Origin of the sequence: Nostoc sp., from assembly GCF_036919675.1 — a bacterium.
Taxonomy (GTDB): domain Bacteria; phylum Cyanobacteriota; class Cyanobacteriia; order Cyanobacteriales; family Nostocaceae; genus Nostoc.
Genome location: NZ_JBALCP010000096.1, coordinates 41,134 through 67,543, shown reverse-complemented (window position 1 = coordinate 67,543; position 26,410 = coordinate 41,134). Strand labels below are relative to the sequence as shown.

Below are 26,410 nucleotides of genomic sequence, written 5' to 3'. Positions count from 1 at the left end.
CTAACCTTGCAATAATCTGTAGGTTATTGCACTAATAATTGCAGCAGTTGGTAAAGTTAAAATCCACGATAGTAGTATCTGATAAAAAACACGCATATTGTTTTTTTTGCCAATCAACCCCACACCAAAAATAGAAGCAACTGAAACATAAGTAGTGGAAACTGGAAGCCCAAACCGACTAGCTGCAATAACCAGAACTCCAGTTACTATATTTGCTGATAAGCCTTGAGAATGATTCATTGAGGTAATTTTTTCACTCATGGTTACTGCAACTTTTTGGGAGTTAAGTAAACCGCCAAGTGCCATTGCGATCGCTATCGTGATCATTCCTCCCTGAATCGAAAAATACTCAATAATTAGAATGAGTGAGAAAATCTTGGGAGTATCATTTAATCCTCTAGCAAAGCTGACAACTCCAGCACTGATAAAATGGCAAGTATCAACCATTTTCTGGTTAACTGGTAGGTTCCATTTAGAATTGATATAGCCAGATAAGCTGTAAATTCCTGCTCCTAAAGGAATAGCAATGATTGGACTGAGTAATAGAGGCAAAATAAAGGAAGTTCCCAAAGCTGCAAAATTAACTTTGAGTCCAATCGCAACTAATCCAGCGCCAACAAGGGCACCTGTTAAACTGTGAGTTGTGGAAATGGGAAACCCCATGAGGGTGGCGATGAGCACAGTTAAACCAGCAGCGATCGCTACTGCTATATGAAACTCTGGGGCGTTAGCGATCGCATCAGGCACTAGTCCTTTTCCAGAGAAGTTTTTAATTAGTGTACTTCCCAACAAAGTCGCAGTTCCAGCACCAGCCAAGGTTGTAAAAGTTGCCCACAAAATTGCTGTTTGATAGCTGCTAGTTCGGCTACCAAATAGCGTTGCTACACCTTTAAAGTTGTCATTAGCACCATTAGAATATGCTAAAAAGAGCGTGGCAATAAATAAACTAATTAACAACATTTTGGAGTTTATAAATTAACAGCAACCACCACTGCTATAGTATCAGTGCGCCTGATAAACACAGGACAAGGGGGATAAGGAAGAATTATTGAAGAAGTCTTTCGCTTGTCTTTTCGCAATCCCCAGTCCCAAATTCAATCACGCAATGTGTAGCCGACACCACTGACAGTTTGAATAAGGCACTTTTCATTATTGGCCTCAAGTTTCAGACGCAGGTAGCGCATCTGAAGTTCGATGATGTTAGCATCGCCCATGAAGTCATAACCCCAGACTTCCTCTAAAATGCGATCGCAGGTAATTACCTGTCGCGGATGGGCCAGTAAATATTCTAGTAAATCAAATTCCTTAGCAGTTAACTCAATTAACCGCTGATCTCGGTACACTTGGCGCGTGCGACGATTTAAACTTAGGTCTTCAAATTCTAAAACATCTGCTTTGTCTGCTTGGTGGCTTCTTTGCAGGTGAGCGCCGACTCTGGCTAATAATTCATCAACACCGAAGGGTTTAACCAGGTAATCATCAGCACCAGCGTCTAAGCCTGCAATGCGATCGCTCACTTCATCTTTGACGGTTAATAAGATTATCGGCACTTTATTACCAATATTTCGTAGGCGGCGGCAAATTTCCAACCCTGACAAACCCGGCAACATCCAGTCTAAAATTACTAAATCTAGATGTAACTCACGCGCTGCGGTGAGTGCAGTTAATCCATCGTAGGCGACGCTAACTTGATAACCTTCATAACTTAGCTCCAATTCGACAAATCGTGCCAGTTTGACTTCATCTTCAACCAGTAAGATGTGCGTCATGATCATGTTAATGATTTCAGCAGGGTACGGTAAGCAATAATCCGGTCTGGAAACACTTTAGTGAGGTGCCGGCTACTTAATAGCCAAACATCTAAATTAGGTGTACTTAGCTTAGTATAAATCTGAGTAAGTAACAACCGTAAGTCTGCAATTCCCGATGGCTGCTTGATCAAAGAACGATCCAACTGGCTATTAGCAATAGGCTGTGACATCTTCACCGCATTCATCGGCGAGATAACAGAGCGCTTTAAAACGTAAACCAACCACTTCCTCGTATAGGGGATTTAATTTACACATCGGAGGAATGTGAAACAGCTTCCGACCAAACAGCGTGATGTCTCGCTCAAAGGGACACTGAGCAGGAATAGCTTTGCACAGGAAATGAGCCAATTTGGAGTTATGAATTTTTATTGTTTCCAACCACTGGCGGACTGGGTGCAGTAAATCATTGTGTAACCGGACTTGAATAAAGCTTGTCATAATTGTTCACCTTGATAATTTCAAATTAGATTGAGTTTGTTGTATTTGAACCTCTATAAATACATACGGTTAGGTTCTATAGTTTTATGCAGTGATTGCTCGTTCTTTGGTTCTCTACAGAGATAGAATGAGTCTCTAGGCACACTGTTAACTACACATTCAATTGCAAAATTCCGGATGATTTATACCGTCCCCAAAAATTTTTGCAACAAATGAATCAGCTGTAGGGACTTACATCTGTACATTAATGTCAACTTAAGGGACTGACAAAAAATAAATTATCCAAAATTATTTGTACATTTGTAGGGGATCTTGGCCTTGCGCCCCTACGATGGGATGTTTTTTTAACTGGAAGTCCCTAAGCGCAAACCCTTTTAAAACCTCGTTTCCAGCCAGAGGCTGGAAATGCTCTTCAATTGCGGCTCTGCCGCAAGTCTTGAGGCGGCAGCCCCCCATTAGGCATTATTCCCACTCTTAACGAGACAATCTCTAAAAGCTTGTTGTAGAAAGGCTTTGACGTTAAGTTAACACCCATGACTTTTGACTTCCCCGTTCGCGTAGCGTCTCCAAGAGTTGGGGCTGACATCTGTACGCCCCTGGCAACGTATTTTTAACAGAATTTCGTGAAATGGTAATGTGCCAAAGGCTAGGCTAGATATTGCCGAACTGCAAAGCTATAACCAACTTCTTGGAGGCGCAGCGAAACTTACCCTAAAAAAGCATCAAGCTTCAGGGAAGCTGCGAAAACTAATGACTGATGACTTTTTTAGTAACAAAAAGCTACTTTTTGACTTATGGGCATCAAGTTACGACTGGCTCTTTCCTTCAGTGTTTTATCGAGCCGTTCACAAACGGTTACTGGAGTATGTCGATTTACCAGAGTCAGCAAATGTACTTGATATCGGCTGTGGTACTGGACGCTTACTTGAGCGCCTTGCTACTCAGTTTCCCGACCTGCAAGCCACCGGATTGGATTTATCTGCTAATATGTTGCGGGTAGCAAGACAGAGCAACTGCCACCGTCCACGTTTAATTTATATCGAGGGGAAAGCAGAGTCTCTTCCCTTTGCTGATGGTCAATTTGATGCTGTTTTCAGCACTATCAGCTTCTTGCACTATTTGGAACCTAAACAGGTGGTTAGTGAGATAGCACGGGTACTTTCTCCCGGTGGACGCTTCTACTTGGTTGACATTACCTCCAAAAAAGAGTCAGAACCTCAATTATTGCCAGTCTCTCCCCGTGGAATTAGACTCTACAGCCCTAATCAACGTCAACTTCTTGGTTCCTCTGCTGGGTTATTGTGTTTGAATCACCACTATTTACTAGGGCCTGTCTTACTAACGATTTTTACTAAACCTCCGTTGGATTGATGGATAACACCAATTTGAACAATGATTGTGACAGATAGAGCGCTCAAAACGATTACCAGCAACTCTTTCAAAATCCAAAATCCAAAATCCAAAATCCAAAATCGTATAACTTTCTCCCGTTAAAAAGGCTTCCTCTAATTCCCTCGTTTTTAAGGAGGGTTAGGGAGGAGAAAGCCTTAACTGATCTCGATATTCCATAAACACCACAGAAACTTTGAGCAGCTTTTTAGCTAATTGCGAAAATCTATATTTACCCTTGAGCGTAGACAAGCCTCTTGTCCTGGGAAATTGTGGCAAGTCTTCAAAAGATATTGGTACAAAGTCAAAGCGACTGTAAAACTGCGCCAATCGTTCACCTAAACATTCAAGATAAAGTGGTTGTGTTGCTGTATTAATCAAATGCTGCGTTAGCAAAGTACCCAAACCGCGACCTCTCCAAGCTGATGCAACGACCAAACTACCAAGTTCTTGTGCCCCTGAGAAATTACGAAGCTGTCCACAAGCTACCAGATTGCGTAAGCTTTGCCCGCCGTAGGCATCGCATTCAATTACCCAAAATTGCTGCCAATTTAATTGGGTTGGGTCGAGTTTCGCTGAGAATACCAGCAATCGAATCGACCACTGATCCCCAGAGGTTGCCTTGCGAAGGACACATCCAGATGGTAACGATAGATTGCTCTGGTTCATTAATTACACTTTGATAGTTTGTATCACAATCATCACACCATATTATCCACTCAGATCATTTGCCATTTCCTGCCAACTATCAATAAAGCAATTTCAAAAGCATCTTGGAAATCAAACCCGTTCCAAGTTCTCCCTTAATGACAGCAAGCGTTCTAAGGTTAACAAATTCTATATTTATGGATTTTTGTCAGCAGACGTGAGTAGTACTAAACAATACTTCCGATAGAGGTGAAATCAGCCATAACTAGATTCTAGATAGATGCACTCAAACCCCGAATTTTCTTAAAATAATCCCAAGAATAAATCATTAGGAATGTAATCATGGCTGAAGAACAAAAATCTAATAATCCAGAAACTACGCCTACTGCTTCTGGTGGTTACCAAACCACCGCTGACGAAAGTACCCGCAAAACTGGCGATGCTGAAAAGAGTGATGCTAAACCCACTGCTACACCAGAAGCACCAGCAAACGATTCTGTAGCAGGTAGCCCCAATCAGGGAACTGAGTCACGTTAATTGGTTTGAACTTTGCCTAGTTTCAATAATCTAATTGAGTTTTTTCTAGTAACCCAGATTTAGTAAACTTTGAGTGGATAGTTGTGATTTATATCACGATTATCCACTTATTTTGTTATGTGAGAATTGTTTTTAAGGAGGGTGGAGGCTAGTACCGCAAGGCGGAAGTCAAAAGTCAAAAGTCAAAAGTCAAAAGTCAAAAGTCAAAAGTATTACGGAATGGGCTTTTTAGGGTTTTTAAATGGTTGCTCTATTTACGCCGTGTTGTACTAGTGTAGTAAGTGCGTAGGCGCAGCCTGCTGTAGGTATCGCTTTCTTCTTATGCCGTTTTATAGTGCTAGATTATACGATCATTTTTTTATTTTACTCCATACTGAAGAAATGATTTTTCTTGCACCTAGTTATGGATTTGATATTAATATTTCTAAGTATAATATCTGAAGTTTGTTAGGACAGTGTTAACGGGACTTAAACATTTTTGAGGGAGAAACAAGCCTCAAACCCGTGTAGGGTAAGGTAAATACACCAAATGCTCAAAAATGAGCAAAACCCAGATATATCAAAAAACTAAGCAAAACGATGTCAAAGTCTCTCTGTATATTGATTTAATGCTTTTTTCTGGGTGTTTTTGTCTAAGTCCCATTTAAAGAGAAATCACCTATCCCTAAAAACCTGCTAAACTTCACGATTCTTAATCATACCAGCTTCCTCCTGTAGCTGACAGAAGTCCCACAATCCAATAGGCTGATCTTAAAGTGATGATTTTTCAGAAAGCTCATCTGCACAAAAAGATAGGCTTCATTGTCCAGCACTTTTGGATAACCATGTGTAACATGTTGCCTATCCTCTATCATCACTTAGTCGTTAATAACTACCTATACAGAAAATGCCCCTTAAAATCGTCCAGAACTTTGATGGCAGTTTCACTCTTGAAGCACAAGCTCAAGAAACTCTATTCAATTTATTGACAAGCGTTGCTTTCTTAAACCAAATTCGTCAACAGTTGCAGTGTGAACAAGTTAAATTTACAGAATTACTTTTCCAACCAGTTCCTTACAGCTTAACTACCACTAAAGGAATGCCAGCAGAATTTGAAAACTATCATGAATCTGATGAGTATGCCATCATCAATGTACCACCAAATTTCATGTTTAGTGCTAAGATTTTTAAACCCAGTCGCCTTTGTGCAATTTACCAAAAATTGGGTAATGGGTAATTATCAAGATAATTTTTACCTAATTAGCAATTCTCAATTCTGAAGGCAAATAGTAAGTTTGATATTTGATGTATGGCTCTTGAAACAAATCTTTCTTCTTTGGCAACCCTGGAATACATTCCTTACATTGACGCTCGCGGTCAATTACCTGAACAATTTCAGAGTAAAATCGGGGTATATGCTATTTTTGACCAAGAAAAAGTACTCCAATTTGTAGGATACTCCCGTGATGTTTATCTTAGCCTCAAGCAGCATTTAGTCCGTCAGCCACAGCAATGCTATTGGGTAAAAGTTCAAACTATTGAACGCCCTAGTCGCACAATTTTAGAAAATACTGAAAATGCTTGGATTGCTGAAAATGGCAGTGTGCCTTGGGGAAATGGGGATCACAAGGAAAAATGGACTCATCCCATTGATGTAAAAGTGATAATGACACCTGAAGAACAGGCAAAATATCAAAATCCAGCTAATGATGAATTAGCACAAATAAAAATTATTAAAAATGTGGCACGGAGAGTAGAAGCAGAAATTTCAACGCAATTGCTAGAAGTGCGTGGTTTGCAAATGCAAATTCGCTTCAATCCTAAATTGAAAGAAGAAGGTTTACTAGATTTGAAATGATGTAGTTTTGGGGAAAACTATCTTATAAATCTCGCTTGTAATCTTTCATGACAATACAGCTGCTGAACGATCGCTATCAAGTCATCCGTACACTGGGTGCTGGTGGGTTTGGTGAAACCTATCTAGCAGAAGATAGCTATATGCCTTCAAAGCGGCGTTGTGTGGTTAAACAACTAAGACCGATTCACAACAATCCCCAAATTTACCAGATAGTGCAAGAGAGGTTTCAACGAGAAGCAGCTATTTTAGAAGAACTCGGTGGCGCAAATGACCAAATTCCGGCATTGTATGCCTACTTCTCCTCAGGCGGACAATTTTACTTAGTTCAAGAGTGGATTGAAGGCGATACTCTAACTGGAAAAGTCCAGAAGCAGGGGCTATTTAGTGAAGGCGCTGTCCAGGAATTATTCATGAATTTATTACCCGTCCTGGATTACGTTCACTCTAAGCATATCGTTCACCGCGATATTAAACCGGATAACATCATTGTGCGTCATCGGGATGGTAAATCGGTGCTGATTGATTTTGGTGCTGTACGCGAATCAATGGGAACAGTGGTGAATTCTCAAGGCAATCCTACCAGTTCGATTGTGATTGGTACACCTGGCTATATGCCGAGTGAACAAGCCGCAGGTAGACCAGTTTTTTCTAGTGATTTATACAGTTTAGGAATGACGGTAATTTATTTGTTGACTGGTAGACAAGCCCAACAACTAGAAACGGATTCCCAGACGGGTGAAATTGTCTGGCGACAGTATGCCAGTCATCTTAGCCCAATCATCGCAGGAGTGATCGATAAGGCGATCGCTTATCATCCGCGCGATCGCTACCCTACAGCCAGAGCTATGCTGGATACTTTGCAGAGCATAGCAAATCCTATTCCACCGACGCAACCCCTCTTGACTCAACCAACCATAGTCTCTGCACCGCCACCTCAGACAGTGCCTGTCAAACCACAGCCTAACCCTCAAGGTAATAGTCAGAATAATATCCTTATCGGCAGTTTAATCGCAGGTGGGTTAATTGGTGCATCTGTGATTATTAGCCAGGTATTAACAAAATCTTCTCAATCTACAGCAGACAAAACGGTGTTACCTTCACAAACACCGTCAACTGTCACAAGCCCCGTCATAGAAGCTCCCAAATTGATCCCAACGACCCCATCTGTTCCTACTCAATCTACACCTACCCCAACTATATCAATACCCCCAGTTGATACCAGGGCTGTCAACACTTATGTCTGGCTTTCCCAAAGACTTGTAACTGATGCAGATTTGGATGGTAAAGACGGTTTTGAACTAGATATTATGCGAAATTCTATTTTTGCCAGTCACGGACGCCGTTTTGATCTTTCTGAATTACAAGATTACTTTAATAACCAACCCTGGTATCGTCCTATATATTTACCAAAGGCATTTCCACCTAAATTGCTGTCAAAATTAGAGCAACAGAATGTAGAATATATCAGCAAATATCAAGCTCGTTACGGCTTGAGATATTTTGATAAATAAGATTTTTATAATTATACCATTTCACGAAAGACCTGATATATATCACTAGGGGCATACTGCTTTACGCCCTTAGAACCGATGCATTTTTTGCAAATATTTTGAGAAATGCTATACTTTCTAAGTATATTTGCTTGGACTGATTAAAGGATTTCTTTGCTACTTATTAAATAATATATAGGTTAGCGAGTGTAACATATTGGACAGATTACTAAATATTTAATAGCCTAAAATCGCTAAATATCAGAGGCTAGTCCTAGTGAAGTCTTTATGGAGTCAGAGATAAACTCTGTTCTTCTCCCCCAAAGTCCATCTTTAGATACTAGGCAGTTTCAGAACCAGGCATTTCTATTTAATATATAAAATTGCTATATCCAAGATAAGCAATCCATAAGTTAAAAAAATGCCATGTTTATATTTTCTTTGTTATTTTGTATTTAACGGGACAGTTCTTCCTGATTTGGTGGGTTTAAATAACAATTAGTTAAATGATTTCCCCCCAAAGATGCATGTAAAATCTTTGCATTGTGCTTACTTTACTTTCCAATTTACAAGCAGAATGCAAATTGACCACACAGATTACATGGTAATATTCCCAATCGGCAAATAGCTCATCTACTCCAGGAAAACTTTGTCTACGACTATGCTTAAAACAAAAAATCGACGTATTTTTCTGCCTGCTTTTATTAACCCTTTAGAAGAAAAGAATAAAACAGGTAGTAAAAAGCAATTTGCTTTACCTAAATTAGATTTACTGCAACCATTACGTCAATGGCTGGACAAATTTGAGATTCAGAATCGGAAATTAGCCAAATTTATTGCTAAACTGATTCCCGCCCAGTGTCCATTCGAGCGTGATATCATGCTTTTTGGTCGCACAATAGCCCACATTCCGCCAATGTGCAAACTCAATCCGCTTTATAACGAACTTGTCTACTTGCGTTTTCGGGCTTTGTGTTATCTAGTAGATCAGTGTGGAGAGGATATTCAATCCTACTGCTGAATATAACTAGAGAAAACACAATATGGAAATTAAAATTGAGCATCAACCTACACAAGAACGCCTCAATGAATTGGGTGTCTCTAAATGGGAAATTTGGAAAAAGGAAGTTTCCAAATTCCCTTGGACTTATGATTCTCAAGAAACTTGCTACTTTTTGGAAGGTGATGTAGTTGTTACTCCTAATGGTGGACAACCAGTGCAAATGGGTAAAGGCGATTTGGTGATTTTTCCTCCTGGCATGTCCTGCATATGGGAAATTACAAGCAACGTGAAAAAACATTATTACTTTGATTAGTCAATAGACAAGAGTGATCCCCTTTATATACTTGATGATCCCAAAGACCAACACTTCAGAACATCTCATAACTTAATTTAGATTTCTACTATATGGAGGTTCGCGGCGAGTGTCGTAGGATAAAGTGGTAGAATCTGTAAATTACTTATATCCATATCGCTCGAAACTCGTTGCGACTCCATCCCCTAAACAATATTCCTAGAAATAAATAGTCTCATTTCCTCCAAATTTGGCAGAAAGTTCTTGCCACGTTGGTGGTTGATAACTAAAAATGTGAAAGCCATTGATCCCCGACTTCTTTTACGAAGTCGGGGATCTGGGATCTGGTGATAGCGATCGCCACCACTCTTAATCTTGGCAGTTCATAATCGTGTTAGTGGGAGTTTAATTACAGAAAATGCTGTGTAGCAAAAAAAGGTTTCGCTCCACCGCAATTTTATTGAGGGAAATAATCAAAAATGTTACTGCATTTAAGTACTTGGCAAGAAATCGAAGCTTATTTACAGCAGTCAAAGGGGATAATTTTCCCTATTGGTTCCACAGAACAACATGGGCCAACGGGGTTAATTGGTACTGATGCTATTTGTGCAGAAGCGATCGCAGCGGGTGTAGGTGATGCAACTGGCGCGATCGTCGGCCCTACAATCAATGTGGGGATGGCACTACACCATACTTCCTTTCCTGGCACAATCAGCCTGCGCCCCAGCACTTTAATTCTAGTAGTGCGAGATTATGTAACTTGTTTAGCCAAAGCTGGTTTTACCAAGTTCTACTTTATCAACGGACATGGTGGTAACATCGCCACCCTGAAAGCGGCTTTCTCCGAAACTTATGCCCATTTAGAAGATTTACAGATTAACAATGCTCAACAGGTGCAATGTCAAGTGGCTAACTGGTTTATGTGCGGTTCTGTATATAAGCTAGCTAAAGAACTATATGGGGATCAAGAAGGTTCTCATGCAACGCCAAGTGAAGTAGCCCTTACCCAATACGTTTATCCAGAGGCGATTAAGCAAGCGCCCCTTTCACCACAAGTTGCAAGCGGACACAGGATTTATAGCGCAGCTGACTTTCGAGTGCGTTATCCAGATGGACGCATGGGATCAAATCCGGCTTTAGCAACGCCAGAACACGGTAAACAACTTTATGACTTGGCGGTGAAAGAACTTAGCAATGGATATTTGGAATTTGTGAACGCAGAATAAAACTCATGGAAAGACATTGTAGAGATGCGAGTAAAATTGCGTCTCTGCATAAAATAGCAATCCTGAATCAAATGTGCATAGACATGATCCCCGACTTTTTCAAAAAAGTCGGGGATCAGCAATTTGGAATGATGAACAATTGAAATAAGATTGCTAAATATCTTGAGAATAGTTATTTGAGAAGTCGTAAGATGAGGCAATAGATTAATTATTAAGACTGAAAACTGCAACTGAGAAAAACATCGTGATTAACGGCTACGAAAATACTTTAACTGATTTAATCAAACTTCTCGAATCATCTCGTCGTGCAGCGGCCCGTTCAGTCAATGCAATCATGACAGCTACTTACTGGGAAATTGGACGACAGATTGTAGAACTTGAGCAGGGTGGAGAGAAACGAGCCGAATATGGAGCAGCAGTCATAACAAAGCTTTCAGAAGATTTAACAGCCAGATTTGGTAAAGGTTTTTCAAAAACTAATCTAGAACAGATGCGGCGTTTTTATCTAGAATGGCAAATTGCCCAGACACTGTCTGGGCAATTGAATTTATCTACTTTAGCTCAAGAATTTCCTTTGCCTTGGTCGCATTATGTTCGTCTTCTTTCAGTTCACGACTTAAAATCTAGAGAATTTTATGAAACGGAAGCACTACGGGGTGGTTGGAGCGAAAGACAACTAAAAAGACAGATAGAAAGTAAATTTTATGAACGAGTAGCCCTGTCACAAAATAAAACTGCGTTGCTGAAGAAAGGTGAAGAAAAGCAGGCAGAAGATATCCTGACCCCAGAACAAGAACTTAAAGATTCATTCGTATTAGAATTTTTAGGATTGAAAGATGAATATTCAGAAAGTGATTTAGAACAAGCATTAATCGATAAGCTAGAATACTTTCTATTAGAATTGGGCAGTGAATTTGCTTTTGTAGGTCGTCAGAAACGTTTGCGCGTTGGCGATGAATGGTACAGGATTGATTTATTATTTTTTCATCGGGTGTTGAAATGTCTGATAGTAATTGATTTGAAGCTGGGTAAACTTACACCTGCCGATACTGGACAAATGAACTTTTATGTGAATTATGCTAGAGAACATTGGACATTCCCTGGAGAAAATCCTCCTGTTGGTTTGATATTGTGCAGTGAAAAAGATGAAGCTGTTGCACACTATGCATTAGACAACTTACCCAATATTTTAGCCAGAGAATATCAACTAAAATTACCTGATGAAGAAAAGCTGGCTGCACAGATAGAAGAAGCTAGGAAGTCTATAGAAGAAAAAATGTAGCTCAAGCCTCCTTTTGTTGAAACTGGCTCAATAACTAAGCTCCAACTTGAGATTGATTGATTTCACGGCTACGGCGTAAAGCCTCCTCTAAAATAGCGATCCCAGGAAATACCTGTGATTCCTGAATACGTTTACTACCCTGCTCTGCGATCGCATAGGCGATGATTTGGACATTTTGCACATCGACTACCCAGTATTCAGTAACACCCAACTCTTCATAGAGCGATCGCTTTGTACCTAAATCATCCAGTAGAGATGTTTTAGCAATCTCAATCACCAAATCCGGTGCAGGATAACAATCAAGGTTGACAATTCCTGTACCTGCTGGGATATCTTGGGCGCGTTCTCTGAGGTAATATGCCAATAATTACAACATGGTCTTTACCATGATCAAAACTAACTGGTGCCATCTCCAGCCTCATGTGCCCCTTATAGTAGTAACTCTTTGCCTTCTCGTTGAGCAAGTTAGCGATCGCTTGCTCATACTCCTGCCAAGAAGCACAAATCCATGTATCTGTCGGTAACTGGGTCTGAGTTTCATTCATTGCCTAACCCTTCTGCCAGTAAGCTATATCCCTTGTAACTCAAATTCTAAACTTCTAGCCAGGGCGAATGGAATTCGCGGCTATACAAACAAAGCCCACCTTTCCTGCGGAACGCTACGCGAACGTGGGCTAAGGAAAACTTGAGGGTCTGAAGTTAGATGATGGGGATTGTCAGGCGATCGCTCAACCTAAATACAATTTGTGTAGAAATTTGAACGATTTGTTTTACAAAGTTTCGTTTCAAAAGTAGACTTTTTTGCAAGGTTGAGATACCGTGTGATGAACTATACTTACAGATATATTTATAGTTCATAAGTACTTATTTCTTTAACTTCTGTCAGAAATTGCCTACTCATGAATATCGATCAAGCAAAAGAAAAATTTGATCAAATTTACGTAGAGTTAATGGATGAAAACGTGCCACTTGACACTGAGCAAGATGCACGTTTCCAAGTCATTGATCGTATACTTGTAGAGGTTCTGGGATGGGATAGATCAGGCATTAGAACAGAACCTCATACAGATTCTGGCTATGTTGACTATCTGCTGACTGCTGGGAATCGCAACAGACTTGTTGTAGAAGCAAAACGAACTTCCAGGTTATTAATTGACACTCATCAACCGCGCATGGCTTGGTATAAAGTCAATGGTCCAGCACTTCAGTCTGCAACTGATGGTTTGGAACAAGCAAAACGCTATTGCACAGATACTGCTGTTCTGTTTTCTGCATTAACAACTGGTTTGCAGTGGATTGGTTTCTGGGCTGTCCGAACTGATGGAGTGCCACCTAAAGAAGGTAAAGCAGCAGTATTTCCCAGTCTTGAGGCTATTCAGAAAAACTTTGCAGTCTTCTACGATCTCTTCTCACAAGAAGGAGTGTTAACTAACTTATATCAAGTGCATGTACATCAGTCAGAAGGCTTACAGATTAATCATAGTGAAGTTTTGGAGTCAGTTATTGAAATTTCTGAAAGACGTTTACTCTCAAAATCTGGACTTTTAAGGGATTTAGAGAATATCTACCGAAGTTTCTTCAGTAGCATGTCAGGTGAAGATGATCCTGACATGCTAGCAAAATGCTTTGTGGAATCAAAAGAAAGCCGTGCAGCAGATGAGAGTCTTGAAAAGATAACACGGAATTTGCTCAACCAAATTGACATCGTTAATTCGGACAGAGGAACTGAGCTAGAGGATCAGATTCGCGTATCTGTAGAGTCCCAAAGGGGCGATTTTATTTTAATAATAGGTAACAAAGGTGCAGGAAAATCTACTTTTATTGATCGTTTCTTTCGCTTAGTTTTAGACAAGCAGTTACGTGAAAATTGTTTAACTCTTCGTGTTGATCTTGCTAATTCAGATGGTAATCAAGTTACCATTGCCAATTGGTTAACCGACAAACTAAAAATTGAGCTAGAGAAAAATTTATTTAAGGATGGATATCCTACATACGATGAACTTCAGGGAGTTTTCTTTCAAGAATATAGACGATGGAGTAATGGAGAGTATAAGTATTTATATGAAAAAGATAAAATTACATTCAAGCAGAAATTTGGAGAGTGGATGGCTGACATCGCATTGAATCAACCTCAAAAATATGTGAGGAGACTAATCGAAAATGCTGCTCATGCAAGAAGGCTAATGCCATGTATAGTATTTGACAATACCGATCATTTCCCACAAACTTTTCAAGAGTCTGTCTTTCAGTATGCACAATCTATTTATAGAGAATGTTTTTCATTTATTATATGTCCAATAACTGATCGAACAATTTGGCAGCTTTCTAAGTCTGGTCCATTACAATCTTATGAGCATCGAGGCTTCTATCTTCCAGTACCCTCAACTAAAGAAGTTATTGCTAAACGTGTTAATTTCATTAAAGAAAAAGCTAAAGGAAATGCAGAACTTAATGGAAATTATTTTACAGACAAGGGAATTAGGTTGTCAATTCCTAACATAACGGCGTTTGCTTTTTCTGTAGAGGATATATTTATAAATGAGGATTATATCAGTCGTATAGTTGGATGGCTTTCTAACTTTGATATTAGAAGGAGTCTCCAAATAGTTCAGAGAGTGATTACCTCTCCTATCATAGATATTGGCGAATTGGTTAAAGCTTATGCTATTGAACAGAGATTTCGTCCACAACGTATAAATATTAAAAAAGCGCTGTTGTTTGGAGATTATAATCACTTCAATCAACAAGATAGTAGTTTTATCCTAAATCTTTTTGAGGTTAACCCTAATAATATTACAAGTCCACTTATTAGGCTATCAATACTTCGCCTCCTCATGGATGTATATTCTGAACATTCAGATTCAGAGAAAAAATATCTTCCGGCTGAAGATATTTTGAATTATTTTGAACCTACTACTGTAAGTCGTACTATAGTTAAGGATCATCTTAAAGCTCTTCTCGACTACCGTCTCATTGAACCCTATGATCCAACTGACATTCATATTTATGAGTCACAGCGAGTAAAGATAACTCATTGTGGACGTATTCACTATGAATTTGTGATTGATGATAAGGAAGGGGTTTATATGAGTGAAATGGCTTTGATGACTCCTGTTAGTAGTCAACAGTATATCGAAGAAATCAGAAATCTTATTATAAATACTGGAAAATTAACCTTCCAGGATTGGCGTGCCATTACAAAATGGTTTGTTGAATATTGCCTTGAACAAGATAAAATATATATCTCTCTTCCACAATCTAATTCTTACCAAAGTCAAAAAATTCTAAGGGAAACTCTTCGTAATACTTGGTTATAAAATTAAATTTACTCTATCAAATCTTAACATTAGGTCTTCAAAACACCAATAATTAAGTTTTGAACTTGATTGTTGAAATTCAAAACTAAAAACTTTGTCCTCAACACTTCAACATTCGAGTTCTGAACTCAAAAAATGAAGCTTAGAACTCGAAGGTTGAGCCTTTGAACTCGCAACTCCGACCTTTTTGCTCGAAGGTTGAGCCTCTGAACTCGAAACTTCGACCTTTTTGCTCGAAGATTGAGCCTTTGAACTCGGAACTCCGACCTTTTTGCTCGAATGTTGAGCTTCTGAAGTTGAAACTTGAGGGTTTGAGGTTGGATGATGGGGGTTAGAAGGCGATCGCTTCTTCTGCTCAAACCTGTCAACAATATTACAACTCTCCCTGAATAACACGGGCAATGCTACAGGTGTGGGAGAGAATACGACTCATCGCATTAATCATCTCCAAATGAATGGAGCTGGCATTAAGACTCACAGAATCTCCTGAACTGAGATGCTGGTGATGCCTTAGATAAATTTCCCGCTTAATTTGGTTGAGCGACTGCCGCTGCGTCAAAACTTCACCTGCGATCGTTGGATCTTGTGCAGCCAGCCCTGTCAGTGTTTTTTGCAGCAGTGCCAGCACATCACCGTGGTAAGCAACAATGTCGTTCCACTCTTGCTGAGAAAAAGCAATTTGTTTGCGTCGTTTGCGTCGAGCTAATCGCATGAGTTGTCGGTCGATGATGTCGCCAATTGCCTCTAATTCTGTACTGATATGAAGCAATGTCAACTCCCGTTGCGACTGTTCCTCCGTCAGTAATTCATTATCGAGTTGAATTAGGTAATGCTTGATAGCAGTTTCCAGATCGTCAAGCTGGTTATCAAGTGCCCCAATCTGTTTAGGCAAATCTTTCACCCCATCTTCAAACGCCTGAATACTAAGCTGTAGCATCTCTGTTGCCAAATCCGCCATCCGCAGAATTTCGCGCATTGCTTGACCGAGTGCGACGGCAGGTAATGTCAATGCATTGGGATCAAGATAGCGGGCACTCAGTTTCTTTTCTGCTTCAGGTTCTGGTAGCAGTCTGGTAGCGAAGTCTGCAAGTGAATTTGCTAGTGGTACAAAAACGATCGCCAGGATCAAGTTGAATCCCAGGTGTGCCAATGCTACTTGTGTTGATGGATTGGGCAACAGACGAGTCAATAACACCGCCAAGGGATTCAGCAATGCCAACGCCAATGCTCCCCCAGCCAGCCTCGTGCCAACATAAATGAATCCTAGTCGGCGGGCAACGACGCTGCCTCGGTTCAATGCAGTGAGTAACGGCATGAGTGTTGTGCCGATATTGGCACCCAGTGTTACTGCCAGAGCCGCATCCAGTGGGAAGGCATGTGCCCCAGCCAGCACCATTACGATTCCAATCGCCGCGATGCTGGAGACAAACACTGCTGCCAGCAGCACCCCCAGTAGGATCAACACCAGGGGAGACTGGGAGAGTACCTGCATAATGTCATTCGTAATCGAACTATCGGCAATGGGGACACAACTGGCGTCAATCATCGCCAAACCCTGCAACACCAATCCAAAACTGAATACGCCACGCCCAAGATCCCGCAGAGCCTTGCGTCGGGTCAATAAAGCAAATGCCGCCGCTAAACCCAGGAACTCTTGTGCATAGTCAGTGATGTGGAAAGCCAGTAATTGTACTACCAATGTAGAGCCAACCGCAGCTCCCTGTAGCATGATCACTGCGGTTGCTAATGGCACCAATTGGGCGCTGACTAGTCCCACCATCACTGAGGCAGTTGCTGTGGAGCTTTGGGTTAGCAGGGTTACGATCATACCTGACACAAAAGCTGCCATTGGACGCTTCGCCAGCGTGATCATGGCAAACCGCAGACGTGAATCCAATGCTCGCTCCATTGCATCGGTAACTTGTTTTACACCATAGAGAAGCAGCGTGGAACCCCCAATTAACAATATCAGGATTTGTGTAGGGTCGTGAGTCTTGAGCATCAGCACACTTACCTTACTAAGGTTTTAAAAAATACTTAGAATCAATAGACTTAGCGTATTTTAATAGTAATTTAGGAATCAAGTTAAAATCAGGTTAAATAAACATGGTACGGTGTATTTAATAAATACCCAAAATATAGAATTCTAATGAAATAGGATAAGTCTTTTCAAGATGGGTAAAAATATTGGTCAATCAATCCCTTTTTAACTTCTTACCTCTGTGTTCTCTGCGTCTGGAGTGGTTAGATAAATTACTTTTAAACCGCAGAGGCACAGAGAGAACTCGGAGCGGCGGCTTCTGCTGTTGGCGCAGCCCGCCGCAGGCATCTGAACCTGGGTGAGCGCTGAGAAAAAACAAGAGATTTTACGAGTCACCTTGAAAGGGCTAGTCCTATAACCCTTAATGATGCCCCTTCAGAGATGATTTTTCGGGATAAATACTTTTGCGTAGGCGTAGCCCGTCGTAGACATCGCTCTCAAAATTCAAATTTTTAACCTTTGAACTCGGAACTTTGACCTTTTTATACCAATTCAATTAATGATTGCAACATATCCTTGGGTGAAGACGCGATGAATCGCGTCTCTACAAATGGTCTATTTGTCGCATTCTTTTTTTAAATTGGTATTACTCGAACGTTGAGCTTCTGAACTCGGAACTGGGACCTTTTTGCTCGAACGTTCAAACTTTGAGCTTTAAACTTGCACTTCAACAGTGCAATTGGTGAGCTATTTTCTACGGCACTACCTGTTGAGACTTGACTTTCCAATTTTTACGGGTAAACCGTTGCCCCATTTCTTCAACCATCGTATCTAAACCTGTCCCCTGACCACTGACTTTAGCATAGTTATATACTTGCAATGCAGCTGCATACGCTTCGCTGCCCACTGCCAAGGCGGTATCATCTAGCAAATCTGGCAATTGTGTCAACGACAGAAATAATGGATACAAGGCTTCAAATAACTGCACATCTTTCCGCATCTCTTCCAAGTCAAACGATCGCGGTAAAAACTCCGGGTTCTGCTTAGAAGCCTGTAATCATTTTTATTTTTTGTGTGTATTACTTACGAAGTAAGAATTATAAATTAGTATGGCTGAATTATAAATGTAGCGACTCAGAGCCATCCGCAAATTTGAATGGGGTGAAAATTTTAGTAGTGGATGATGATGTAGATACGCGAGAATTTATTGCCTTCTTGCTAGAGCAGTATGGAGCAAATGTGACAGCAGTGGCATCAGCAAATGAAGCCCTAGCCGCTTTAACCCAATCCTTGCCAGATATACTTTTAAGCGACATTGGGATGCCAGAAGTCGATGGATGTATGTTTATGCGAGAGTTGAGAACACTGTCACCAGAGCAGGGAGGGCAAATTTCGGGCGATCGCACTTACTGCCTATGCTGGAGAAATTAACGCCAAGTAGTTACTAGGAGCCGGATTTGACAAGCATCTTGCCAAACCAATAGAGCCAGCCGAGTTAGTAGAAGCGATCGCCAACTTAATAGCTGAATAAACCTGTCTCTACCTGTTTACCGTTACTTGATATTCTCAGGTGTGAAGGCTTGATATTGTAGAGTAGGAAGAATCGCTTGTTTAATATCTATCTTACGGGGGATGGCTTTTTGTTCAAAATAAAAATCAGCAACACTCTGCTGTTGGGCAATGATAGCAGGTGTGATTCTTCTCAATCTATAACGACTACGGCGTACCACCTTTTCTACAATTGATACATTTAATTTCAGTTCAGGAGCTAAATCGTTGGCAATTACGGTTGGGTTTTTTTCAGCAAATTCTCCTACCTTCTGTGCTTCCTCTAAAAACACTCGCACCAATCCCGGATTTTGGGTGACAAATTGACGCCTGCCAATATAAAATCCGCCTAGAGTGTTAATTCTTGCTGCATTTCTCAGAATCCGAATCTGGGTAGTATTTTCCACACTAAAAGGGGATCGCCACCCACCCAGGCGTCAGCCTTGTCTTGAATAAAGGCGTCGCGCGCTCCAGATGGAGTCGAAGCAACGATTTGAATATCGCTAATTTTTAACCCTACCTCTTGCAAAGCTTTTGCTAGTAAATACTGTGCATTCGACCCTACTTGAAAAGCAATTTTCTTACCTTTAAGATCCGCTACTTTCTTAATGGGAGAATTAGCTTTCACCACAATACCTTGGTTTGTACCATCGGTGGGTGTGCGTCCAGCAATATAGACAACTTCTGGGATGGCTGCGCTTGCGGCTTGGGAAAATATTGGAGGTGTCTCTCCGACATTACCGATATCCACCTTACCTGCATTCAGCGCTTCTATCAATTGCGGCCCTGCTGCGAATGGCCCAACCCAATTCACGGTTACACCCAATGCTTTGAAACGTGGCTCAACAACTTTTCTGGCTTTGACAATATCACCAGAACTTTGATAGGCCAAGTTAATTACTTTGGCATTAAATTCGTTTGTTTGCGCTTGGCTGCTTTGCACTAGGCTACCCAGAGAGGGAGATAATAAAGCAAACAGTCCCAGTGCTGAATATTGGACAATACGCTTTAAAACCGTGCGGCGTTGTGGTTGAAATAGCTTGTTCATGAGTTGCGATTTTCCTCGTAAGTTTTAGCTTTTAAGTTGTAAGTCTTACTTTTTTACAGCAAGTAAGATAATTGGAAGTTATTCTATCAACCTCCTAGAACACCAATTTAGTATTAAAAATTGAGATGACACTACTTCCAAAAATATCTTCTTGGGTTTAGTAAATTGGTATTTTAGTTGGCTTGAAAAAATTTAACGTTGTAGGTCTTACTTTCTTTCGGCAAGTAAGATAATTGGAAGTTATTCTGTCAAACTTTTAGAACACCAATTTAGTATTAAAACTTGAGATGACACTACTTTCAACAATCTCTTTTTGGGTTTAGTAACTTGGTATTCTAATTATTTTAAAAAAAATAGCGATGTTTTTAGCTATTTATAAAATGATTCACATTCATTCAACAATAAACTTTTGAAGTTTAGAAAAAGTTGTTTTTTGTCAATTAGGCTTGTTTAGCATGAAGCATTTAAAAGGATTCAAGATTGGGTATTGCAAAACTCTTTCCTAGTCCCCAGTCCCTAGACTTCATATCTGATTAGTATCTATTTTTCACTTATAAGTGTTGGTGGAGTGATAGCTGCATATTCTTTAGGTGTGAGTAGTGCTTGCTGAACATCAATACCTGAGCATTTTTTATTAGTTTTCGTCTAAATTATAACTAGGTTATAATTTAAACAAAGTGTTTGCAAACACTTTATTTTCCATAACAAACAATATAGTTTATCTACTTCATAATAAAATTTTTATAAAAAACTAAGTATATTATTTAGTGTAAGTTAATTAAATATTTTTACTGAATAAATAGAGTTCTTATGCTGTCTAATTTATGAATAATCGAGGATAATTTTCAACTATCATTCTAGTTTTGTAGAGACGCAATTTATTGCATCTCTACTTCAGATATAGAGACTAAAAGGGACGACTACCTGTAAGGCTAACCCGCTTCAATACCTGTCGCTCATTCGGCTCGAATGCTTGACGGTAATGCAAGGTAGCTCTGTGTTTTAGTTTCTTCTTGGGGATAACTACTTATTCGCTAGCACTTCTGAGGGAGTAATTTTGGCATACTCTTCAGGTGTCAAAAACCCGTCTCTAACATTCACCTTCTTGGGGATAAGTCCTAAGCTGTACCACTTTTCTGCAACTTCCTGTTGCTTAATAATGGTTTTCTCGGTAATTGGTACTAGCCCATAGTCATATTTATGATGCATTATTTCTAGAGTCGGTGGATCTAGCTGAGTTACAGGAGCGAGCAGTTGTGCTACTTCTTTGGGATGATCCTTAGTCCAGATTTCTGCCTTTTCTAGCTCCTCTAGAAACACTTTTATAACGTCAGGATGAGCCTGATAAAATTGGCGTGAGGTTGAGTAAAAGTTGCCAGTATCTCGCAACTTACTACCATCTGCTAAAACACGAGCTATTTTATTTTGTTGATTTCTGGTAGCGAATGGCTCCCAAATATACCAAGCATCCACCTTGTTCTGACTGAATGCCGCATTTGCGTCTGCCGGTGCTAAAAAAACTGATTGGACATCGCTCAGTTTCAATCCCACATTTTCTAATGCCTTAACTAATAGGTAGTGGCCAATGGAGGCTTTCTGGAAAGCCACTTTTTTGCCTTTCAAGTCGGCAACACTTTTAATCGGAGAGTTTACAGGAACTAAAAGTGAGATAGATTTCCCACTAGGATGTGTATTAGCTAGATAAACAAGAGGCGCTCCTGCTGCTTGTGAAAATACAGGAGGCGATTCGGCTGTAGATGCGATATCCAGTCCATTTGCATTCAGGGCTTCTAGCTGTTGTGGGCCAGCTGCAAACTCCGGCCACTGTACTTTAAAACCCAGAGGCTCTAATCGCTTTTCCAAGGAACCCTGCTTTTCTAAAACTGCTAGAGCGGTAAGTTGTTTTGAACGGACAATCCGTACTACTTGCTTCTCAGTTGACTTCTGTGTAGTGCTAGATGAAGCTACTGACTCAGGGGAAGCTGCTGAGTGTTATTTTTTGCTTCACTACAACTCGATAGAACCGTCGATAGCATTAAGCAATAGCCCAGAGTAAACAAGAAGGAACGACGTGTTGTTCTCTGGCTTTTTCTGAATTCAAACTTTGCTTTTAAAGATGGCATGATTTATTTTATTTATTCCATTCTAAGTGGTCAGAACAATTATGATTAATTGCAAGTTAAATAACCAAAAAAACTATTGTTTATTAATTTAATTGAAAATCAGATTAATTAAGTATTTTTCTTTTAGAAAAAACATCTATCAAAAAATAGCAGTCTTAATTAATATACATCTATTAATATTGTTGCTATTGATTTATGCAAATCTATTAGAAGTAAATCAAACAAACTCTAAATGATTGTAAATAGCTAGAATAGTTTTTTTAATTGGTTAAACTCACTTGGATAATGCATATGCGTCATCGGAGACAACTTTTTAATAAATAAAAATAATTTTTTGTAATATCTGAAGTAAGTAAATAGAGTGGGTATAACCCACCCTGCAATGACTTGAGGAATTGAAAAATTAACAGTTAGGAGGGAAAAATTTAGGAAGTGGAGTGAGAAAGGCCCACTCCAATGTTGTGCTAGTGGAAGATTGAAATTTGTGAGTGAAACTCTGTCTTGTTCGTGTTCAATTTTGCTAGTGCTTCCAAGCGACTAGGATTGTAGCTTTGAGTTCTTCTGTAAAATGTCCAGACGGCTCAACTGCTAGTAGCGCTTCTCTAAGATCCGTTTCAAATGCTGGGGCATTATCGCCATAGAAAATTTTGAGAGAGAATGCTGTAGTGTATAAGTAGCCGAGATAGCTATCGAGAGTCCAAGATTTTTCAAATGGCACTTCATAGACTTCTTGACGAACAAAAGCCGAATTGGCAATTACGACTTCATGGGGAGGATCGACTGGCTTACGAATGCCTTGTCCTCGTTGTCCAGTCCGTCGCTCTTCACCTAACCATTTCTTCACTACTCCAACAGCAGCTTGTTTCCAAGGTAGATTGCTTTCCCAAGGGTTGTCACCAGTCTGAAGCAGTGCTAGTCCACCATCATCAGTAAGCAATTTATAAAGGCTCTCAAGGACTAATTCGCGTTCCATCCAGTGGAAGGCTCTACCAATAGTGGCTAACTTAAATGTTCCTAAACTAGAGTCGATTAACTCTGCTCCTTGTTCTAACCAAGTAATATTATTTGCTCCTACTGCTGCTGCTTGCCGTTTAGCTTCGGCAATCATTTCTGGATCGGGATCGATCGCCACAACTTCCTCAAATTTGGTTCGCAGAGGAATTGAAATTAATCCTGGCCCAGTACCCAAATCAAGGAGTCGTCCTTGACCATTGAGATTAAATATTTCGGTTAATTTGTCGAATACAACAGGTGGGTATTTAGTTCTATATTGAGCGTAGCCCTCAGCAGCTCCTTCAAATAAACTTGGGTCGTAAGTAGGAAGTGTTTTTAGTTGAGTCATATCAATTTTGGATTTTAGATTTTGGATTTAGGTAAGTAAGGTGGAGATTAAAGAACGCCCACCCTACAAGAGGGCGAGTAGACAGCTTGAATATTTGGCATTGAGCATTGTTTATCCCCCTCATCTCCCTCATGCCTCCTCATTTCCCTTGTCCCTAAGAATATTGCGTAATTACGGGTAGTTGATCGTTGAGTACCCAATCGCCGATCGCTCGCAGTTTGTAGTCCACAGGATCGTGGAGAGTAAAGGTTCGTAAATCCCGCCAATAACGGTCAAATCCATATTTGGTTGCAGTGGCACGAGTTCCGGTAACTTCAAAGACGCGGTTGGTAATATCTATACCTACACGGGTAGCTAATGCCTTGGCTGCGGAAACTGCGATGGCTACTTCTCCCCTCTCTTGATGAGTGAGTTCTGCATCTTTGTCCCATGCTGCTTGCACCTTTTCGGCTGCTTGGTCGGCTAGAGCGATCGCAGCTTGGATTTCAATCCAAAAATCACCGTAATGATGCAGTATATATGGGTCTTGAGTAGCACTATCTACCCCTGATGTAATCCACGGTTTAGTAGTAGTTTTAGTGTACTCATGAGCAGCGGCGAAGGCTCCTTTAGTAACTCCCAGATAAACGTTGGTTTTTGTTAGCTGGGCAATAATACCAAGAAAAGTTGAGAAGGCACTATCAGGAGGATTGGCTGGCCCCAAAATCTCATCTTTCTCTACTAGGACATTGTTAAATGTATAACTACCGCTATCAGTGCGACGTTGCCCAATATTGTCCCAATCTTGATTGGAAACTAACCCTTCCCTGTCTTTGGGAATTATGAATATGAAGGGCAATTCTACACCATCTTCCAAAGCGGAGAATACCCGGAAATCTGCAACGGAAATACCCGTACCAAAGCTTTTAACACCATTAACCCGAAAATTATCGCCTTCTGGGTTAATTTTTAGCCTAGTATCCCGCGTATTAATGGCGTTTGCCCAAAATAAGTTATTTTTAGCAGTTTCTCTATAATATTTTTCCTTTTGGGAGGGTGTGCCCAAAACGTGACCTAAAGCCGTCAAATTCAGATGATTACCATACAACTGACCAATTGAACCATCAGCTTTTGACAGTTTTCTGACAATTTTTAAGGCATCAATCCAAGTTGCACCAATTCCACCATATTGCTTAGGCACAATCAGTGGTAGCAGGCCACTCTCACGCAGTCTATTAATTTCCTCTTCTAGAACTCCGGCTTTAGCATCCCGTTCAACTGCGGATTGAGCAAGTTCCTTGGATAGAGAAGTTGCTAGGTCAATGTAATCTTTTGGTTTTGTAATATCTAGCACCATAATCAAATCATCCTTGGTATTGTTTTAGCAGTAGGCAGCAATCAAATGCAGAATTTTAGGAGAAATGTAGAGTGGGCAACGACCCACCCTACAAGTGACCAGAGGAAATGGAACATGGAACGTTGTAAAGATTGGGCACTTGTACTGAGCGGCGTCGAAGTATTGGGAAGAATTCAGTCCCTAATCCCTAGTCCCTAACCCTTAGTCGCTAGATATTCGTTTGCGGCTTTCTCAACACCTGTACCTTTGAAGAAGTCTTGATTGAGACTGGTGTACAACTCCAAAGGATGGATTGAGAGGAAGTAGCGAAGGTCTTCTTCGGTAATGATTTCCTGTTCTGCCATTGAGTAGGCGTTGGCAGTAACGGCGGTGATATCAGGCACATCCCAGTGACCAGAATCAGAACCCAAGAAGGCTTTAACGCGATCGCCAAAGGGATTAGCAGCACGATTAAAAGCTTGGGATACACGGGTATCGTCTGATTCCGTACCGAAGTAGAAATGATTCAAGAAGCGATCGCGCACATCTTCTGGCTGATCAATTCCTGCTAGTTCAAATTCATCAAGTTCGCCTGGATTTTCTGGAGCCAATAGTTGATGGTGGAATCCTAAACCATCACCAATTTGATCTAAGCGTCCATCTACAAGTTCGCCACCGTAGCGGGTGTACAACTCTACTAATGCTTCCTTATCGATAATCGCAGGATTGTTATTTGACAACAAATGTTGTTTGTTGCGGGTTTCCCAGTGCCAAATAATATCAGCGTATAGACTAGCACCCCAAGCTGAACCACCTTCTAAGAAGGCAAACTTTAATTGCGGGAAGCGGCGGGTAACTCCACCAAAGAACAGCGATTTGCATAATGCTTCTGCTGCAAAGGCAAAGTGATTAATGTGATTGTACTGGGCGTTGGTAACAGATCGCTGAGTTGTCCAACCTTGGCTAGAAGCGTGAGTTGTGGGTACAACCTTCAGTTCTACGCACTTAGCCCAGAAGGGATCGTAATCATACTGGCTGTCTAAACCAAAGTTATCAATCCAAACCACTTCGTTAGCCACTTCTTTGCCGTATTTTTCAAAGGCAGGAATTGGACGACGGACGTAACCGGGGATTTGAATCGCTTTAAGTCCCAGAACATTCACTGCATATTCCAACTCTTCAATCCCTTCTTCGGGAGTGTGAAGTGGAATCGCGGCAATCGGTGTTAGGCGATCGCTATAAGGGCGGAAAATGTCAGCATGGTAGTGGTTAACTGCCCGACAAACAGCCCGCCGCATTTCTTCGTTACCGATATTCGGGGCCATTGTTGCCAAGTTGGGGTAGACAACGGCAAAGTCTGTACCTGCTTCTTGTAAGCGCTCATGCAGCAACTTGGGCAAGCTAATGGTTGCCAAATTCAAAGTATTTTTTGTGGGACGACCCCACCAGTTAGGGCGATTGCTGCGATAAGCAAAACGTTCTTCCCAAGTTTGTTTATACCACTTAAAGCGGGAAGATCCTGGTAAATTCTCTTTGAAACGCTCTACAAGCGCAGTTCCACCAACTTGCTCTAAATAATCCAAAACTGCTGGTTCAAATTCCTGGGTATGTACATCAGTGTCAATGATCGGATAACCAAGTTTTTCCCGAATTTGAGCAGACCTGGTTTTTTGTGGGCGGTCTAGAGCGATCGTCATGATAGTTTACCCTCATCAAATGTTTATAGGCATTGGCAAAGACGCCATAAATCGCCGAAGAATCAATCCTTTGTAGAGACGGCGAT

Annotated in this window: 24 protein-coding genes and 3 pseudogenes; 11 read left to right on the top strand and 16 right to left on the bottom strand. The window is 40.6% G+C overall.

The window, feature by feature from the left end; translation table 11 throughout:
- From V7K49_RS20230 to V7K49_RS20210, 5 genes are all read right to left on the bottom strand, one after another.
- Complete coding sequence (locus V7K49_RS20230; protein ID WP_335207101.1) at positions 1–960, bottom strand: inorganic phosphate transporter; 960 nt, start codon at positions 958–960, stop codon at positions 1–3.
- Between the two features lie 134 nt (positions 961–1,094).
- Positions 1,095–1,769 carry a response regulator transcription factor gene (locus tag V7K49_RS20225; protein ID WP_335207099.1) on the bottom strand — a complete coding sequence of 225 codons (675 nt, stop codon included), beginning with the start codon at positions 1,767–1,769 and terminating at the stop codon, positions 1,095–1,097.
- Positions 1,770–1,771: 2 nt separating this feature from the next.
- Positions 1,772–1,981 carry a hypothetical protein gene (locus V7K49_RS20220; protein ID WP_335207097.1) on the bottom strand — a complete coding sequence of 70 codons (210 nt, stop codon included), beginning with the start codon at positions 1,979–1,981 and terminating at the stop codon, positions 1,772–1,774.
- Entirely contained in the window at positions 1,962–2,249 is a 288-nt protein-coding gene (locus V7K49_RS20215; protein WP_334867034.1) for a Mo-dependent nitrogenase C-terminal domain-containing protein, read from the bottom strand. The genes V7K49_RS20220 and V7K49_RS20215 overlap by 20 nt, the downstream gene beginning before the upstream one ends.
- A 412-nt stretch (positions 2,250–2,661) precedes the next feature.
- Complete coding sequence (locus V7K49_RS20210) at positions 2,662–2,835, bottom strand: hypothetical protein (RefSeq protein ID WP_335207095.1); 174 nt, start codon at positions 2,833–2,835, stop codon at positions 2,662–2,664.
- A 164-nt stretch (positions 2,836–2,999) separates the two neighbouring features.
- On the opposite strand from V7K49_RS20210, the gene V7K49_RS20205 reads away from it, so the two are divergent.
- Complete coding sequence (locus V7K49_RS20205; protein ID WP_335207157.1) at positions 3,000–3,620, top strand: class I SAM-dependent methyltransferase; 621 nt, start codon at positions 3,000–3,002, stop codon at positions 3,618–3,620.
- Positions 3,621–3,779: 159 nt separating this feature from the next.
- On the opposite strand, the gene V7K49_RS20200 is transcribed toward V7K49_RS20205, so the two are convergent.
- Complete coding sequence (locus V7K49_RS20200) at positions 3,780–4,307, bottom strand: GNAT family N-acetyltransferase (protein WP_335207094.1); 528 nt, start codon at positions 4,305–4,307, stop codon at positions 3,780–3,782.
- Between the two features lie 321 nt (positions 4,308–4,628).
- Here V7K49_RS20200 and V7K49_RS20195 point away from each other — a divergent pair, with 321 nt between their 5' ends.
- The 8 genes from V7K49_RS20195 to V7K49_RS20160 all read left to right on the top strand — a co-directional run bounded on the left by V7K49_RS20195 (position 4,629) and on the right by V7K49_RS20160 (position 11,953).
- Complete coding sequence (locus tag V7K49_RS20195; RefSeq protein WP_335207092.1) at positions 4,629–4,823, top strand: hypothetical protein; 195 nt, start codon at positions 4,629–4,631, stop codon at positions 4,821–4,823.
- Between the two features lie 886 nt (positions 4,824–5,709).
- Complete coding sequence (locus V7K49_RS20190; protein ID WP_334725905.1) at positions 5,710–6,039, top strand: hypothetical protein; 330 nt, start codon at positions 5,710–5,712, stop codon at positions 6,037–6,039.
- Positions 6,040–6,111: 72 nt separating this feature from the next.
- Positions 6,112–6,660, top strand: coding sequence for a GIY-YIG nuclease family protein (locus tag V7K49_RS20185; protein ID WP_335072323.1), 549 nt, complete (start codon positions 6,112–6,114; stop codon positions 6,658–6,660).
- Between the two features lie 47 nt (positions 6,661–6,707).
- Positions 6,708–8,171 (top strand): protein kinase domain-containing protein, encoded by a 1,464-nt coding sequence (locus V7K49_RS20180; RefSeq protein WP_335207091.1) that lies wholly within the window; start codon positions 6,708–6,710, stop codon positions 8,169–8,171.
- A gap of 640 nt (positions 8,172–8,811) precedes the next feature.
- Complete coding sequence (locus V7K49_RS20175; protein ID WP_335207089.1) at positions 8,812–9,171, top strand: Mo-dependent nitrogenase C-terminal domain-containing protein; 360 nt, start codon at positions 8,812–8,814, stop codon at positions 9,169–9,171.
- Positions 9,172–9,193: 22 nt separating this feature from the next.
- On the top strand, positions 9,194–9,466 hold the full coding sequence (locus V7K49_RS20170) for a cupin domain-containing protein (RefSeq protein ID WP_335027363.1): 273 nt from the start codon (positions 9,194–9,196) through the stop codon (positions 9,464–9,466).
- A 458-nt stretch (positions 9,467–9,924) separates the two neighbouring features.
- The gene (locus V7K49_RS20165) at positions 9,925–10,671 is read left to right on the top strand and encodes a creatininase family protein (protein WP_334867019.1); all 747 of its coding nucleotides are present in this window, start codon (positions 9,925–9,927) and stop codon (positions 10,669–10,671) included.
- Positions 10,672–10,915: 244 nt separating this feature from the next.
- A complete protein-coding gene (locus V7K49_RS20160) occupies positions 10,916–11,953 on the top strand; it encodes a PDDEXK nuclease domain-containing protein (protein WP_334867017.1) in 1,038 nt (345 codons plus the stop codon).
- Positions 11,954–11,987: 34 nt separating this feature from the next.
- Here V7K49_RS20160 and V7K49_RS20155 read toward each other — a convergent pair whose 3' ends face one another.
- Positions 11,988–12,317: a Uma2 family endonuclease gene (locus tag V7K49_RS20155; RefSeq protein WP_334867016.1), complete on the bottom strand. Its 330-nt coding sequence runs from the start codon at positions 12,315–12,317 to the stop codon at positions 11,988–11,990.
- On the bottom strand, positions 12,253–12,498 hold the full coding sequence (locus V7K49_RS20150) for a hypothetical protein (protein WP_334867014.1): 246 nt from the start codon (positions 12,496–12,498) through the stop codon (positions 12,253–12,255). The genes V7K49_RS20155 and V7K49_RS20150 overlap by 65 nt, the downstream gene beginning before the upstream one ends.
- 354 nt (positions 12,499–12,852) lie before the next feature.
- On the opposite strand from V7K49_RS20150, the gene V7K49_RS20145 reads away from it, so the two are divergent.
- Positions 12,853–15,270: an AAA family ATPase gene (locus tag V7K49_RS20145; RefSeq protein WP_335207088.1), complete on the top strand. Its 2,418-nt coding sequence runs from the start codon at positions 12,853–12,855 to the stop codon at positions 15,268–15,270.
- A 373-nt stretch (positions 15,271–15,643) separates the two neighbouring features.
- On the opposite strand, the gene V7K49_RS20140 is transcribed toward V7K49_RS20145, so the two are convergent.
- Positions 15,644–17,272 (bottom strand): Na/Pi cotransporter family protein, encoded by a 1,629-nt coding sequence (locus V7K49_RS20140; protein ID WP_335207086.1) that lies wholly within the window; start codon positions 17,270–17,272, stop codon positions 15,644–15,646.
- Positions 17,273–18,005: 733 nt separating this feature from the next.
- A pseudogene (locus V7K49_RS20135) lies at positions 18,006–18,308 on the bottom strand (hypothetical protein); the annotation flags it as partial.
- A gap of 77 nt (positions 18,309–18,385) precedes the next feature.
- On the opposite strand from V7K49_RS20135, the pseudogene V7K49_RS20130 reads away from it, so the two are divergent.
- A pseudogene (locus V7K49_RS20130) lies at positions 18,386–18,782 on the top strand (response regulator); the annotation flags it as partial.
- 22 nt (positions 18,783–18,804) lie between these two features.
- Here the strand turns inward: V7K49_RS20130 and V7K49_RS20125 are convergent.
- From V7K49_RS20125 to V7K49_RS20100, 6 genes and pseudogenes are all read right to left on the bottom strand, one after another.
- Complete coding sequence (locus tag V7K49_RS20125) at positions 18,805–19,206, bottom strand: hypothetical protein (RefSeq protein WP_335207082.1); 402 nt, start codon at positions 19,204–19,206, stop codon at positions 18,805–18,807.
- Positions 19,176–19,847 (bottom strand): ABC transporter substrate-binding protein, encoded by a 672-nt coding sequence (locus V7K49_RS20120; protein WP_335207080.1) that lies wholly within the window; start codon positions 19,845–19,847, stop codon positions 19,176–19,178. The genes V7K49_RS20125 and V7K49_RS20120 overlap by 31 nt, the downstream gene beginning before the upstream one ends.
- A 1,023-nt stretch (positions 19,848–20,870) precedes the next feature.
- A pseudogene (locus V7K49_RS20115) lies at positions 20,871–21,970 on the bottom strand (aliphatic sulfonate ABC transporter substrate-binding protein).
- Positions 21,971–22,490: 520 nt separating this feature from the next.
- Positions 22,491–23,312: a class I SAM-dependent methyltransferase gene (locus V7K49_RS20110; RefSeq protein ID WP_334867001.1), complete on the bottom strand. Its 822-nt coding sequence runs from the start codon at positions 23,310–23,312 to the stop codon at positions 22,491–22,493.
- Between the two features lie 154 nt (positions 23,313–23,466).
- Positions 23,467–24,648 carry an acyl-CoA dehydrogenase family protein gene (locus V7K49_RS20105; protein ID WP_335207078.1) on the bottom strand — a complete coding sequence of 394 codons (1,182 nt, stop codon included), beginning with the start codon at positions 24,646–24,648 and terminating at the stop codon, positions 23,467–23,469.
- A gap of 194 nt (positions 24,649–24,842) precedes the next feature.
- Complete coding sequence (locus tag V7K49_RS20100; protein ID WP_335207077.1) at positions 24,843–26,324, bottom strand: amidohydrolase family protein; 1,482 nt, start codon at positions 26,322–26,324, stop codon at positions 24,843–24,845.
- Positions 26,325–26,410: the final 86 nt, after the last annotated feature.